The organism is Flavobacterium sp. CAN_S2 (genome assembly GCF_015752255.1).
Taxonomy (GTDB): domain Bacteria; phylum Bacteroidota; class Bacteroidia; order Flavobacteriales; family Flavobacteriaceae; genus Flavobacterium.
Genome location: NZ_JADOVA010000001.1, coordinates 1,218,116 through 1,232,193, shown reverse-complemented (window position 1 = coordinate 1,232,193; position 14,078 = coordinate 1,218,116). Strand labels below are relative to the sequence as shown.

Here is a 14,078-nt window from a genome sequence, read left to right as displayed (position 1 = left end):
TTTTCAACATTCTGGTATAGTTTTATTATACTCGGTTTGATTTGATTTTTTAATAAAATACAGCATTTTTACGTGCCAGATTGTTGTTTAAATGTTATGAATTAATTCATATCTAAATTTATAATACAAACAATGTTATTTTTGTCGTAAAAAATATAATTTGGGTTTGAAAATACTGCGTCGATAGGACAACTTATTTTCAACTTAGGAGTAATTAAGAATCGTATTAGTAAAAGAAAAGGCGTACTACTTTTCTAATTTTATAAAATGTTGAAAACAAAAACGGGAAGATATTCAGGCTATATTCGCCCTTTTTCATTTGTAATAGACTTAATTGTTATCAATGTACTTTCAGTATACTTGACGGATTTCCCTGTAAACAAGGTTTTTTATCCTTTATTTATTAGTATCAGTTGGTTTGTCATCGCTGCCAGCCTTGGATTTTATGAAGTTTACAGGTATACTAAACTAATCTCAATATTAAATTGTGCCTTGAAACAAGGGATTTTGTTTACGCTTTTTTGCCTCGCATTAGCTTTTTTTGATTCTGAAAATTCTAGTTTTCAACGAATTGTTCTCTTCACTTCGGTTTCATTGTTAATAATTCTGATCATAAAATTATGTATTTATTATTTTCTAAAGAGATATAGGGTTCTTTTTGGAGGAAATTTTAGAACTGTAATCCTAATGGGAAATGATAGAAGCGTTAATCCATTAAAGAATTTTTTTACTGAAAATCCAGATTATGGATACAAATTAGAACGCGTTTTTGATCTCGAAAAAGATAAAGCAAGGAATCTCCGGGAAAGTTTCACGTATGTTTTAGAAAATAAAATCGACGAGATATATTGCACGATGAGCGATTTGACTCAGAACCAAATCAATGAAATTGTTTATTTTGCGGATAATAACATGAAAACCTTAAAGTTTATTCCAGATGAAAAACAGATTCTTTCCCGGAATTTCACTTTTGAATATTATAGTTATATTCCAGTAATTTCCTTGAGGAATATCTTGTTGGACGATACTTTGAATAAAGTTGTCAAACGGGTTTTTGATCTTTTATTTTCGATAGTGGTGATTCTTGGCATACTTTCTTGGTTGAGTTTAATTCTCGCAATTATTATTAAGTGGGAATCAAAAGGGCCTTTGTTTTTTATCCAAAAAAGAAACGGATTAAATTATAAAGAGTTCAATTGTTACAAATTCAGGTCTATGGAGTTGAACGATGAGGCGCATTTAAATCAGGTTTGCAAAAATGATATTCGTGTTACTAAAATAGGTCGGTTTATAAGGAAAACCAGCATTGATGAACTTCCGCAATTTTTTAATGTATTATTTGGTGATATGTCTGTTGTGGGTCCAAGGCCACACATGGTCAGTCACACCCAAATGTATGCCCTTAAAATTGATAAGTTTATGGTGCGTCATTTTGTAAAACCAGGAATCACCGGACTTGCCCAAACTAAAGGTTTCCGTGGCGAAGTTGAAACGGATGAGGATATTATCAACCGTGTAAAATTTGATATATTTTATATGGAAAACTGGTCAATTTTATTAGACATCAAGATTATTTTCATCACAATATACAACACTTTAAAAGGGGATAAAAAAGCCTATTAGACATGGAAAAACCACTTGTATCCATAATTACGCCCTCTTTTAATTCGGCTAAATTCATTGCCGAAACCATTCAATCGGTGCAAAATCAAACGTATCAGCATTGGGAAATGATAATAGTGGATGATTGTTCGTCTGATGAAACGGTTTCCATAATTCAAGAAATCGCAAATAAAGATAGGAGAATTCAGCTTATTAAACTCGAAAAAAACTCCGGAACGGGAATTGCCAGAAGTACCGCTTTGGAGAAAGCAACCGGAAAATTTATCGCTTTTTTAGACGCTGATGATTTGTGGAAACCCGAAAAATTAGACAAACAGCTTGATTTTATGAAAGCGAACAACCTTCCTTTTACATTTTCATTTTATGATTGCATCAACGAAGCAGGAGTACCGCTAAACAAAAGAATTGAAGCACCATTGCATCTTTCCTATCAACAGTTGTTTTTTTGTAATTACGTGGGGAATCTAACGGGAATATATGATGCTAATTACTTTGGGAAAATCCCTGTTTCATCGATTCGGAAAAGGCAAGACTGGATGATGTGGTTGACTATTCTTAAAAAAATACAATTCGCGCAACCTGTACCGGAAAGTTTAGCTCTTTATCGCATTCGAGAAAATTCGATTTCGGCCTCTAAATTGGATTTAGTAAAACATAATTTTTCAGTGTACAGAACACATCACCGTTTGAATTTAATTGGCGCAACACTTTGTATGATTGGGTTTTTATTCACTCAATTAATTCTTAAACCACGTTATTCCAAAATCATTAAAGCATCGATTTAAACTGTTTTAATTTTCCTCGATTGCTTCTTTCTAAACTATCTTTTCGAATAAATATAAAATTCAAATCCGGTTCGAGATACAGTTCAATTGCTTTTTTAATCTTTTTTATTTGTGCCAAATTCAATTCGACTTCGCTGACATATTCAATTTCAAAGGAATTTATCTTGGTTTGTCTAATCACAAATTCTTTTACGTTTCCGTCGTCCTCAATGATGCTTTTTGTCACGTAATAAAACGTCAAACCTGGCGATTTTTTCCCACTTGGCAAAACCGCCACATCATTCGTTCTTCCTATTAATTTCTTAAGAATGGGTTTTTGTAACGTACTTTTTTCATCCAAAATTCCAATGTCTCCAATGTCATATCGTATAAAAGGATGCGCTTTATTGAACAACGAAGTAATCACGATTCGGCCCGAAGTACCATTTGGAACTGCTCTATTATTTTCGTCCAAAATTTCCACAAATAACGTTTCTGAGTTCACTTGCCATTCGTCTTGAGGATTTTCAAAAGCAATTAAATCCAGTTCAGAAGCTCCGTATTCATTTACAATTGGTACACCAAATTGTTTTTCTGAAAGGATTTTGTCATCCTCAAAAAGCATTTCGGAAGTTACCATACATACTTTCAAACTTGGACAAATTGATGATAATACGATGTTTTTCTTTTGTAAAAATTTAGCAAACAAAACAATGGAACTTGTGTACCCATTGATGTAATCGAATTTTTTATTTTGGAATTTTTTCAGAATTTTTTCTAAAACAGCATCTGATAAATCGAAAATAGAGAACCGAAACCGATGGCTCAAATAATCCTTGAAACGTTCTTTTTTGTTGCCAATAAAATCCATTGGAATTCCATAAAAGCGTGCTTGGTAGGAAGTATTAAAATCAATTCCATACCAACCAAACCGGTATATATTTGACGCCCAAGTCAACGCGTGACAGTATTTATCTTTGGCAAAAATAAACGGAGTTCCGCTGGAACCGGATGTTTTGTTTATGTAACTGTTTTTTTTTGAATACCCTTTCGAAAGTCTTTCCTGTAAAGGTTTTTGTAAATTTTGTTTGTTTAAAACAGGTAAATCTTCCCAGTTTATGTAATTTTCTGAACCGACTAATTCTTTATAAAAAGAATTGTTTTGCAAATGATAATTGACAATTTCTTGTTTTTTATTTTTAATAAAAACGTCATGTTCTTTTTCAGAAAAGGCTACAATTTTCCGTAATTCGGCTTTAGCTTCCTTCATTGGGAAACCATTTAGTTGTAGCGATAAGTCGAATAGAGGGAACATTTTAAAGGTATATTTCATCAAAAATAATATTTACCAGCAACTAATGACAGACAACGAACAACTTTTTAAAAATTAATTATTTTTTAAGTTCAAAAGCAATTATTTTTGCACCACAACTAAACACAACTAATATGACAATTTTACTACTGGGTTCGGGCGGAAGAGAACATGCTTTTGCATGGAAAATGATTCAAAGTCCGCTTTGCGACACACTTTTTGTAGCTCCGGGAAATGCGGGAACGGCTTCAATCGCGACTAATGTTGCGATGAGTCCAACTGATTTTGAAGCAATAAAAGCATTTGTAATTCAGGAAAAAGTAGCAATGGTTGTCGTAGGACCAGAAGACCCTTTGGTAAAAGGTATTTATGATTTCTTTCTAAACGATGCTGCGTTAACTCATATTCCGGTTATTGGTCCATCAAAAATGGGCGCGCAACTGGAAGGAAGTAAAGAATTTGCCAAAGAATTTCTAATCAAACATAACATTCCAACTGCTGATTACGATAGTTTCACTGCTGAAACGGTAGAAAAAGGATGTGAATTCTTGGAAACACTTCAACCGCCTTATGTTTTGAAAGCCGATGGTTTAGCCGCCGGAAAAGGAGTTTTGATTATTCATGATTTGGCAGAAGCCAAAGAAGAATTAAGAAATATGTTGGTGCATCAAAAATTCGGTGAAGCTAGTTCTAAAGTCGTTATTGAAGAATTTTTGGACGGAATAGAATTGAGTTGTTTCGTTCTTACTGACGGAAAAAATTACAAAATATTACCAACTGCCAAAGATTACAAACGCATTGGTGAAGGTGATAAAGGATTAAATACGGGCGGAATGGGAGCAGTTTCTCCGGTTCCTTATGTTGATGCTGTTTTGATGGAAAAAATAGAAACACGCATTGTAAAACCTACGATTGATGGTTTCCAGAAAGACGGAATTCCGTACAAAGGATTTGTTTTCATTGGATTGATTAATGTGAATAACGAGCCAATCGTAATTGAATATAATGTGCGAATGGGCGATCCGGAAACCGAAGTGGTTATCCCAAGATTAAAAACGGATTTAGTGGAGTTATTTTTGGCTGTAGCCAATGAAAAACTAGACGAAATTAATCTGGAAATTGACGAAAGAAGTGCCACTACAATTATGGTTGTTTCTGGTGGATATCCGGAGGAATTCGAAAAAGGTAAAGTAATTTCAGGACTGGAAAACATTGAAGATTCAATTGTTTTTCACGCTGGAACTAAGCTGGATAACGGCAATATTGTTTCAAATGGTGGAAGAGTTTTGACCGTAACTTCATATGGAAATGATTTCGAAGAGGCCATAAAAAAATCTTACCAAAACATAGACAAGCTACATTTTGATAAGATGTATTTTAGAAAAGATATAGGAAACGATTTAAAATAGTTTCCAATTATCGTTCACTTTTTTTTAAATATTATTTTAAGAAAGAGTGAGCGGTAGTATCTTGATTTTCTGTTCCGTTTGCATCAAAAATGCTAAGTTGTTTTATCCAGTATACCATTGCGGCAGCACAAATAATCATAAAAATCCAGTTGATTGTATTTGCAACAAACCAAGAACTTAACTCTAAAGAGCGTAGAAAGTCTAGTGGAGCAAATAGAATATCAACAAATAAGTATTGTATTCCTTCGAAAAATGATTTCATAATGTATAGAATTATTTTATTAGTTGTTTTTGGGAACTCTGATTTGTAAAAATTCTTATTTATAAGAATCTTTTTGAACAAGCAGGGTTTACTTTTTAAACAAGTATTATATTTACGAACACAAAAGTATAAAATATCCTTATGATAACAAGTGTTTTTAGAAAATCTACACCGTTAAATTTCTCACTGGTCGTAATTTTAATGCTGGTTTTCTTTTTATTATTCCAATTTCAGGATTTATCTTGGACAAGTTCCTTTTTTTCGATCTTAAAAAAAGGGGGATTTTTCTGTGTTGTAGTTGCTTCTGTTTTTATTACCGATTTTGTTGCCAAGAAAAACGGATTGAGCAAAGACAGTACGTACACGATTTTTTTTTACTTTTTATTCTTATTATTTTTCCCCTCTGTACTTAATAATACGAACCTTCTTATTGCGAATTTCTTTATTTTATTAGCACTGCGAAGATTGATTTCGTTACAATCGCTGAAAGCTTCTAAAGAAAAAATATTTGATGCATCATTATGGATTTTTCTGGCTACTTTATTTCATTTTTGGAGTATCATCTTTATCGTATTGGTTTTTATATCGATAATTTTTCATGTTTCCAGAGATTACAGAAACTGGATATTGCCTTTCATTGCTTTCTTTATAGCTGTAATCATGTTTATGCTTTTTGCTACAGTATTCAATTTGGATGTTATTGAATACGTTTTGAAGAGTGTAAAAATCAATTTTGAGATCAATTATTTCACGAATAGTTATCAAAATGGTGCTTTGTCCATTTATGCGACGGTTGCTTTGTTTTTTGTAGTTTCTATGTTTGCTACATTGTCAAACCGCCCGCAATTATTGCATACTTCGTACAAAAAAATCATTGCTTCTTTTTTTATCGGCGTACTTATTTATGTAATTTCTGCAAATAAAAGTAATGATTTATTAGTGTTTACATTTGCGCCTTTGGCCATGATGGCAACCAGTCATATAGAAATACCTCAAGAAAAATTAAAACAGGAAATAGTACTTTTTGTGCTAATTGCCTGCAGTTTATTTGCTTTTTTCAGTCAATTATAATTTCTCACCGTAGGCTAAATCACCCGCATCACCCAAACCAGGAACAATATAACTGTGCTCATTCAGCTTTTCGTCTAAAGAAGCAACCCAAAGATGACAGTTTTCCGGCAAGTGTTCTTCCAGATGCGCAATGCCTTCTGGTGCGGCAATTACAACAGCGATATGTATTTCTTTTGGAGCTCCTCTTTCCATTAATTTATTGTATACCGCAACGATTGATTGACCAGTTGCCAGCATGGGATCAACTAGCACTAAATTTTTCCCTTTTATGTCAGCAAGAGCTTGATATTGCACTAAAATATCAAAGTAATCGTCATTATTGGGATGATGTCTAAAAGCAGAAACAAATCCATTTTCGGCACTGTCAAAATAATTTAGAAAACCCAAATGCAATGGTAATCCAGCTCTCAGAATAGAACACAAAACTAGTTGGTCTTTGATCTCAGTAGTGTTTTTAATACCTAACGGCGTTTTGATTTCAACGGGTGCGTAATGCAGTTCTTTACTTAGTTCATACGCCATTATTTCGCCAATACGTTCAATATTTCTTCGGAAACGCATGCTGTCATTGTGAACATTCACATTCCGTATTTGTCCTAAAAAGTGATTTAGGACACTGTTTCCTTCCGATAAATAATGAATTTGCATGGCTGTATTTTTGTAATTAAACTTCTAGTTATTTTTTTATGGTATAAAAGTATAAAAAGTATCTTTGTCTTTTAATATATAAAGATATGTTTTCAAAACTAGCGTACTCCGTATTCGAACAAAGTATCAAAGATTATCATCAATTTGATAATGTTGATCAGCCTATAAACAATCCTTTTCCGAAGGATAAATTTGAACATTTGTTGTATCACAAAAACTGGATTGACACTGTTCAATGGCATTTTGAAGATATTATTCGGGATCCAAATATTGATCCAGTTGCTGCTTTGACTTTGAAAAGAAGAATTGATGCTTCTAATCAAGAACGTACCGATATGGTTGAATATATTGACAGTTATTTTCTTCAGAAATACAGTCATGTTGTGGTAAAAGACCACGCAAAAATCAATTCAGAAAGTCCTGCTTGGGCTTTTGACCGATTATCAATTCTTGCTTTGAAAATTTATCACATGCAAGAAGAAGCTACTCGTGCTGAGGCTTCACAAGATCACAGAGATAAATGTCAGGCGAAATTGAATATTTTGTTGGAACAAAGAACGGATTTGTCAACTGCTATTGATGATTTGTTGACCGATATTGCAAACGGAGATAAATTCATGAAAGTGTACAAGCAAATGAAAATGTACAACGATGATGATTTGAATCCTGTTTTGTACCAAAACAAGAAGTAAAAGATATTTTGAACATTAATTAATTGTCCAAAAAGATCCAACATATAGCCGTCATGAGACTTTCCGCAATGGGAGATGTCGCAATGACGGTTCCTGTTTTACGGGCTTTTGTAAACCAGCATCCACAAGTTAAAATCACGGTCATTTCCAGACCGTTTTTCAAACCGTTTTTTGAAGGAATTCCGAATCTTTCTTTTTTTGCTTTCGATGAAAAAGAAAGACACAAAGGATTTCTTGGATTGTTGCGTTTGTTCCAAGATTTGAAAGCTTTAGAAATTGATGCTTTTGCCGACTTGCACAATGTTTTGCGTTCTAAAATCATCCGAAACCTTTTTGCTTTAAGCGGAAAAAAAACAGCTTCGGTAGATAAGGGAAGAGCAGAGAAAAAAGCATTAACCCAACCCGAAAATAAAGTTTTTCAGCAACTGCCTACGATGTTCGAAAGACATGTGAAAGTATTCGAACAACTTGGTTTTACGGTTGAATTATCCTCCCTAAGTGTCGGGACTTTATTTCCTGAAAAAGCAGTTTTAAGTCCAGAAATTTTAACTATAATTGGAACAAATCATCAAAAACTAATTGGAATCGCTCCTTTTGCTCAATACGATTCTAAAGTGTATCCGTTGGATTTAATGCAGGAGGTGATTGATCAATTGGCTTTGGAGACAACAAATACCATTTTGCTTTTTGGCGGTGGAAAAAAGGAAATTGAACTCTTAAATTCGCTTTCTGCTAATAAAGAAAACGTCATTAATATGGCGGGTAAAATTAAGTTTCAGCAGGAATTACAGCTCATTAGCAATCTTAATGTCATGCTTTCTATGGATTCAGGGAATGCACATATTGCCGCCATGCTCGGTGTAAAAGTCATCACGCTTTGGGGTGCGACGCATCCGTATGCTGGATTTTCACCATTTAATCAACCAATGGAAAATGCTTTAGTCTCCGATAGAAATCTATTTCCTAAGCTACCAACTTCGGTGTATGGGAACAAAAATGTTTCAGGTTATGAAGATGCTATGCGAACGATTACCGTTGATGCAATTGTTAAGGCACTTTAACGGTAGGTTATACATTTAGAACTTATTACACATTTTTTATTTTTGAAGTAATTTTCATATAATGAGAATTTTAACACATTTATAACATTAACACATAATTGTGTAGTGAGAAAAATACTATTTTTGATTTTGATATGTTCAGCTTAAACCGTAAAGTAAAGACTAAATAAAAATGTTTATTTGCTAGTTCAACTTTTTGGAAATACTTTGAAATATTCCATTAACAAAAATATGAAACTATTTATGTCAAAAATTACGGTAACAATTGCAACTTTGTTGATTTTCTCCTTTTCTGCTTTTTCGCAAAAAAATAAACTTTCAGGTATTTTGACCGCTGGAAGTGAAAAAGCCCCCATTCACAATTCAGTTGTTGCATTATTAACTCCAGTAGACTCTGTTTTATACCAATTTACTCGCTCCGATAAAGAAGGGAAATTCATCCTTAATAATATAAAACCAGGCAATTATATATTAATGACTTCACACAGTCAGTATGCGGATTATTTAGATGACATAACTGTAACTACATCCGATAAAAACATAGGAAACATTGGCTTGATGAGTAAAATGGAACTTTTGCGAGAAGTAGTAATAAAAACGGGATCTATCAAAATTAAAGGCGATACAACAAGTTATAGGGCCAGTGATTTTAAAGTTGATGCCAATGCCAATGTTGAAGAATTACTAAAAAAATTGCCGGGAATGCAAGTAGATAAAAATGGAACCATCAAAGCAATGGGAGAAACAGTAGAAAGGGTACTGGTTGATGGTGAAGAATTTTTTGGGGATGATCCTGGTATGGCTGTAAAAAACTTACGTGCCGATGCTATAAAAGAAGTACAGGTTTTTGATAAGAAAAGCGATCAAGCAGAATTTACGGGAATAGATGATGGTGAAAGTAAAAAAACAATAAATCTGAGATTAAAAGAGGATAAAAAGAAAGGCTATTTTGGTAAAATAGATGGAGCAAATCAACCCGCTACCGACGCCGATTCCAGATACAACAGCAACATTATGGTGAGCAGTTTTAAAGGAAAAAGAAAGCTTTCGGCATTTTTATTAAATGGAAACACGGGGCAAGATGGATTAAGCTGGCAGGACAGTGACAAATTTGGAGGAGGAGACGGAAATGTGAGTATGAGCATGGACGATGATGGAAATGTAAATTACGAATGGACCGGCGGCGATAATGATGACGAACCTTATGTGGATACTCAAAACGGTTTTATAAAAAACACTAATGCAGGATTGCAATACAGCAATAAATGGAACGACAAACATTCCTTAAATTTATCACCCAAATACAACAAACAAAGCTACCAAAACAATAGTAGCAGGAATACGCAAACGCAGGTAGGCGATACACAATTGAATGAAAATAGAGCAACTGCAAGTCATGTAAATAGAGATAATTTTAAGCTTAATGCGGTTTATGATGTAAAAATAGATTCAGTAAACACCCTTAAATTTACCGCTAAAACAAATTTTTATAATACTGAAAGTGATGAGTTTACGACCGGAAATACCACTGGAAGCGATGGATTGTTGAGGAACAAACAAGAACGATTATTTACCACAAAATCAGATAAGCAATCCTTGTCTGCGAGTGCTTTGTTTAAACATAAATTTGTAAAACCACGCAGAACCCTTTCTGTAAACAGTAGTTGGAGTACATTGAATACGAATGCTAACAATTTTTTAAAATCGGATAATGAGAGTTATGAAGGAGGCGTTTTTGCCTTTGGTAATGAGGTAGATCAAAATAAAATTGGAGATAAAAGCAATCAAAATCTTGCTTTGAATGTGGCCTATACAGAGCCTATAGGAAAGAAACTTGCTTTGCAATTATCCTACCAAATCACGCACAATACAGGTAATAGTAACTTTGTGACTTATGATTTTTCAGATCTAACAGGAAAGTATGATGTAATAGTCGATTCCCTATCAAACCAATTCAAGCAAAGCATTACAACAAATAAACCCGTTCTAAAATTAAGTTATAATGCCAAAAAAATCAATTATAGTTTTGGTAGTGGTTTTGGTTTTACATCGTTTGATTTACAAGATCAAACGTTAAATAAGGAATACAAACGCAGTTTTACTAATTTTTTTCCAAGCGCAAATTTTTCGTACAAGTACAAAAGCAACAGCAATTTGCGTGTAAATTATCAAGGAGCAACAAGACAGCCTACTATTGACCAATTACAGCCTTTACGAAACAATCAAGATTTTTTTAACCAAGTGCTGGGAAACCCGGATTTAAAACAATCTTTTACAAATAGCATCAATGTTTCAAACAATAGTTACAGCATTTTGACCGAAACTAATTTTTATCAAAGCATCTCTTTTAGAACAACCTCAAATTTGATTTCTTTCAATAGAGATATTGATCCTGAAAGCGCAAAAACAATTAGTACACCTATAAATACAAATGGCAATTTCTCAGCTAATTTGTATATGGGTTACGGGTTTAAAGTCAAAAAAATGAACATGTATGTTAATCTTAGTCCTTCTGTAAATTACAATAAATCGGTCAATAGTATCAATAAGCAAATCAATAACTCGAATATTTTAAGTTCTAATTTTTCTGTTTATTTGAATAAATCCAAAGAAAAGAAATACGATATCAATCTAAGTAATACTTTCTCAAACAGCCGTAACAGTACTTCACAAAACAATGAAGTAAAATCATTTAACACCAATAACCTTGGTTTAGATCTTGCCGTTTATTTTAGAGAAAAATGGAAATTATCAACGGATTATAATTTATATTCTCGCCAAAAAACGGTTGATTTTCAAACCAATCTTACCAATCAATTGTGGAATGCTAGGTTCCAACGCACCTTTAAGAACGATGAGTTTACGGCTTATGTAATGGTGCGAGACATTTTGAATCAAAACATAGGTATTAACAGATTTGTTTATGAAAATACAATTGGCGAAGAGCGAAATGACAGACTCCGACGCTATGCTATGATAGGTTTTACATGGAATTTTAAAAATAAAAACGGTATGGAAAAAAAATAAATAAGCCCGTATAGGAATTGTAATTCAGCATCGAAAAATGTCAATATTTTTAAAATAAATCATCTCATTACTTTAAAATACAAGTTCATGAAAACAATATATTTTTACCTCGCCATTTTATTATGTACGTCCAGCACTTTTGCCCAGCAATTTCTTGATAAGGCTGTAATTGAGTATGAAGTGAATACCAATCTCAAAAAAACAATGAGCAATGACAGTTGGGATGAAATGATGAAAGAGAACTTATCCGATTTAAAAATATCGTATTACACGTATACTTTTGAAGACAATAAAAGTGTGTATAAGTTCGATAGATGGAGTCCAAAAACAAGAATACCAAAACATGAGAAAGAAGCTGACGAAGAAAACACTTGGTTCTTTGACTTTACAGCGCAAAAAATGAACCTACAAAAACAAATTGTGGGTACTAATTTTGTTATTGCAGATAGTATTCCCAAAATTGAATGGAAAATCACAAACGAGCGCAGAGAAATAGCGGGCTACAATTGCCGAAAAGCAGTAGGAAAAATATTTGATGATGTTTATGTGTTTGCTTTTTATACAGACGACATAACCATTACTGGCGGTCCATGTAGTATAAATGGTTTGCCAGGTATGATTTTAGGGCTTTCGATACCTAGATTGTATACGTCATATATAGCAACTAAAATAGATTTAAAAATCAAAGATAACACAGTGATTAAACCTATTACAGCTAAGAAAACCTATGATTTTAAAGAACTAAAAACATTAATAGAAGAAAAAACAAAGGACTGGTTTACGTACGGAGAGGACAAGGAAGAGAATAAAAGACAAAAAAATATGTTCTTGTGGAATGCTTTCTTGTAATACTTTGACTGTAAATCAAATTACTAATTGTTAAAAATAAAGTCTTAAAACAAGATTGTAATTAAAGCCAAATTTTCTCGTCTTGACAACGCTTCAAAATATACCTTTTTAAATTCGAAATAGTTTCCTGATAATTTGGCTCATCATACCCAAAACGCTCGTGTTCGGCTTGTTCTTTTTCGATAGCATCGCAGCCTTTTATGACTTCTTTAATCATATCAAGCATCGCTAATTCTTTGTTGTTTGTTTTTTGGAATTTGAATTCTACGATTTCATCTTGCAATTGTTCACAATATTCCAATAGTTGTACTACTTCTGGTTCGTCATGAAGAGAAGGGTTGTTTTTGAATATTTCTCGAATGGATTTCATTTTAAAATATTTACAGTCTCAGTTTAGTTTAAAATTTGAGAGGAGTTAACGTTGCTTAATTCTCCACTTTTTAAACACTAAAACAAGTATTTTTTATTAGTACATTGTGTATTTTGGTCTCGATGGTGATCATATAATTCGCGGTCCAGATAATTAAAAAAATTGAATATATTTCCGTGCGATTGGTTATAATTTTTAATAGATTCCTTCAACACGAGTCTCATTATGTATGCGCTGCACGATACTCCAGCTGTTGACAGTAGTTTTTTACTTATTCTACTTTTATATTTTTGTATTAATTAGTTCTTTGCTCAATTCCCAAATTGTACTTTTTCCGAACTCTCCATAATAAGAAATGTATTTTCCGTTTTTATCTATGATTACAGCGCTAGAACAAGGATAATGCAATTTAAAAAATAAATTTTCTACTAATTGATTCTTATCGTTTTCCCATTTTACTTGCTTTGGGTGATAATATTGTAAGTTTTCATCATCTTTATAAATCCAAAAATGACTGTAACTTCCTATTTTATTAAGTTTTTTTAAATAATCATGATCAAAAATATTCCAAAAAGATGTACTTTCTGTTCCATTACATCTATCTTTTCCAGAATAATATACAATTACGATAAGATCATTACTTAATTCTTTATCTGATGAAAGAGACTTTTTTAAATTATTAAAAATACTATCATTAAGTTGTCCATAGTTTTTTCGAGTAATTAGTAAAGATGTTTTCAGCGTGTCATTTTCAAAATGTAAATCTAAATTTTTTTGAAAATTTAGCTGCTTATAAAAATTCGATTCTGATATTTCTTCAAGATTTTCATTATAAAAAACTTTCTTTTGTACTTGCGAAAAACTAAAATTAACAATTGAAATTAGGATTAGTATTGAATAGTATTTTTTCATTTTTAACTTTTTTTGAGGTAATAAAAGACAAATTTTTTCTATAACATAGTAAAGCTGCCCTGAAACAGGATGGATAGG

General features: G+C 32.6%; 13 protein-coding genes. 8 read left to right on the top strand and 5 right to left on the bottom strand.

Annotated elements, in window-relative coordinates:
* The first annotated feature begins 267 nt into the window (after window positions 1-267).
* Together IWX80_RS05570 and IWX80_RS05565 are read left to right on the top strand one after the other, a co-directional pair.
* Window positions 268-1,623 (top strand): exopolysaccharide biosynthesis polyprenyl glycosylphosphotransferase, encoded by a 1,356-nt coding sequence (locus IWX80_RS05570; RefSeq protein WP_334682222.1) that lies wholly within the window; start codon window positions 268-270, stop codon window positions 1,621-1,623.
* 2 nt (window positions 1,624-1,625) lie between these two features.
* Window positions 1,626-2,408, top strand: coding sequence for a glycosyltransferase family 2 protein (locus tag IWX80_RS05565; RefSeq protein ID WP_196852502.1), 783 nt, complete (start codon window positions 1,626-1,628; stop codon window positions 2,406-2,408).
* On the opposite strand, the gene IWX80_RS05560 is transcribed toward IWX80_RS05565, so the two are convergent.
* Window positions 2,392-3,702, bottom strand: a complete 1,311-nt coding sequence (locus IWX80_RS05560) for a phenylacetate--CoA ligase family protein (RefSeq protein WP_196852952.1) — start codon at window positions 3,700-3,702, stop codon at window positions 2,392-2,394. The two genes, IWX80_RS05565 and IWX80_RS05560, sit on opposite strands and share 17 nt — an antisense overlap.
* A gap of 131 nt (window positions 3,703-3,833) precedes the next feature.
* Between IWX80_RS05560 and purD the strand changes: the two genes are divergently transcribed.
* The gene (gene purD, locus IWX80_RS05555) at window positions 3,834-5,108 is read left to right on the top strand and encodes a phosphoribosylamine--glycine ligase (protein WP_196852501.1); all 1,275 of its coding nucleotides are present in this window, start codon (window positions 3,834-3,836) and stop codon (window positions 5,106-5,108) included.
* A 31-nt stretch (window positions 5,109-5,139) separates the two neighbouring features.
* Here the strand turns inward: purD and IWX80_RS05550 are convergent, their stop codons facing one another.
* A complete protein-coding gene (locus tag IWX80_RS05550) occupies window positions 5,140-5,370 on the bottom strand; it encodes a DUF6341 family protein (protein ID WP_113636136.1) in 231 nt (76 codons plus the stop codon).
* Window positions 5,371-5,511: 141 nt separating this feature from the next.
* Between IWX80_RS05550 and IWX80_RS05545 the strand changes: the two genes are divergently transcribed.
* Window positions 5,512-6,441: a DUF6427 family protein gene (locus tag IWX80_RS05545; protein WP_196852500.1), complete on the top strand. Its 930-nt coding sequence runs from the start codon at window positions 5,512-5,514 to the stop codon at window positions 6,439-6,441.
* Here IWX80_RS05545 and upp read toward each other — a convergent pair.
* Window positions 6,436-7,089 (bottom strand): uracil phosphoribosyltransferase, encoded by a 654-nt coding sequence (gene upp / locus IWX80_RS05540; protein WP_196852499.1) that lies wholly within the window; start codon window positions 7,087-7,089, stop codon window positions 6,436-6,438. The genes IWX80_RS05545 and upp overlap by 6 nt on opposite strands.
* Before the next feature lie 86 nt (window positions 7,090-7,175).
* On the opposite strand from upp, the gene IWX80_RS05535 reads away from it, so the two are divergent.
* The 4 genes from IWX80_RS05535 (at window position 7,176) to IWX80_RS05520 (ending at window position 12,718) form a co-directional block, all read left to right on the top strand.
* Window positions 7,176-7,781, top strand: coding sequence for a DUF4254 domain-containing protein (locus IWX80_RS05535; RefSeq protein WP_196852498.1), 606 nt, complete (start codon window positions 7,176-7,178; stop codon window positions 7,779-7,781).
* Between the two features lie 53 nt (window positions 7,782-7,834).
* Window positions 7,835-8,842: a glycosyltransferase family 9 protein gene (locus tag IWX80_RS05530; RefSeq protein WP_196852497.1), complete on the top strand. Its 1,008-nt coding sequence runs from the start codon at window positions 7,835-7,837 to the stop codon at window positions 8,840-8,842.
* A gap of 243 nt (window positions 8,843-9,085) precedes the next feature.
* Window positions 9,086-11,869 (top strand): outer membrane beta-barrel family protein, encoded by a 2,784-nt coding sequence (locus tag IWX80_RS05525; protein ID WP_196852496.1) that lies wholly within the window; start codon window positions 9,086-9,088, stop codon window positions 11,867-11,869.
* A gap of 87 nt (window positions 11,870-11,956) precedes the next feature.
* Window positions 11,957-12,718: a GLPGLI family protein gene (locus tag IWX80_RS05520; protein WP_196852495.1), complete on the top strand. Its 762-nt coding sequence runs from the start codon at window positions 11,957-11,959 to the stop codon at window positions 12,716-12,718.
* Between the two features lie 61 nt (window positions 12,719-12,779).
* Here the strand turns inward: IWX80_RS05520 and IWX80_RS05515 are convergent, their stop codons facing one another.
* A complete protein-coding gene (locus IWX80_RS05515) occupies window positions 12,780-13,088 on the bottom strand; it encodes a hypothetical protein (RefSeq protein WP_196852494.1) in 309 nt (102 codons plus the stop codon).
* 282 nt (window positions 13,089-13,370) lie between these two features.
* Entirely contained in the window at window positions 13,371-14,000 is a 630-nt protein-coding gene (locus IWX80_RS05510) for a hypothetical protein (protein WP_196852493.1), read from the bottom strand.
* Window positions 14,001-14,078: the final 78 nt, after the last annotated feature.

Excerpts from the sequence above, each read along its gene's own strand:
- IWX80_RS05570 (WP_334682222.1), top strand. The coding sequence starts at position 268 with ATGTTGAAAACAAAAACGGGAAGATATTCAGGCTATATTCGCCCTTTT.
- IWX80_RS05565 (WP_196852502.1), top strand. The coding sequence starts at position 1,626 with ATGGAAAAACCACTTGTATCCATAATTACGCCCTCTTTTAATTCGGCT.
- IWX80_RS05560 (WP_196852952.1), bottom strand. The coding sequence starts at position 3,702 with ATGTTCCCTCTATTCGACTTATCGCTACAACTAAATGGTTTCCCAATG.
- purD (WP_196852501.1), top strand. The coding sequence starts at position 3,834 with ATGACAATTTTACTACTGGGTTCGGGCGGAAGAGAACATGCTTTTGCA.
- IWX80_RS05550 (WP_113636136.1), bottom strand. The coding sequence starts at position 5,370 with ATGAAATCATTTTTCGAAGGAATACAATACTTATTTGTTGATATTCTA.
- IWX80_RS05545 (WP_196852500.1), top strand. The coding sequence starts at position 5,512 with ATGATAACAAGTGTTTTTAGAAAATCTACACCGTTAAATTTCTCACTG.
- upp (WP_196852499.1), bottom strand. The coding sequence starts at position 7,089 with ATGCAAATTCATTATTTATCGGAAGGAAACAGTGTCCTAAATCACTTT.
- IWX80_RS05535 (WP_196852498.1), top strand. The coding sequence starts at position 7,176 with ATGTTTTCAAAACTAGCGTACTCCGTATTCGAACAAAGTATCAAAGAT.
- IWX80_RS05530 (WP_196852497.1), top strand. The coding sequence starts at position 7,835 with ATGAGACTTTCCGCAATGGGAGATGTCGCAATGACGGTTCCTGTTTTA.
- IWX80_RS05525 (WP_196852496.1), top strand. The coding sequence starts at position 9,086 with ATGTCAAAAATTACGGTAACAATTGCAACTTTGTTGATTTTCTCCTTT.
- IWX80_RS05520 (WP_196852495.1), top strand. The coding sequence starts at position 11,957 with ATGAAAACAATATATTTTTACCTCGCCATTTTATTATGTACGTCCAGC.
- IWX80_RS05515 (WP_196852494.1), bottom strand. The coding sequence starts at position 13,088 with ATGAAATCCATTCGAGAAATATTCAAAAACAACCCTTCTCTTCATGAC.
- IWX80_RS05510 (WP_196852493.1), bottom strand. The coding sequence starts at position 14,000 with ATGAAAAAATACTATTCAATACTAATCCTAATTTCAATTGTTAATTTT.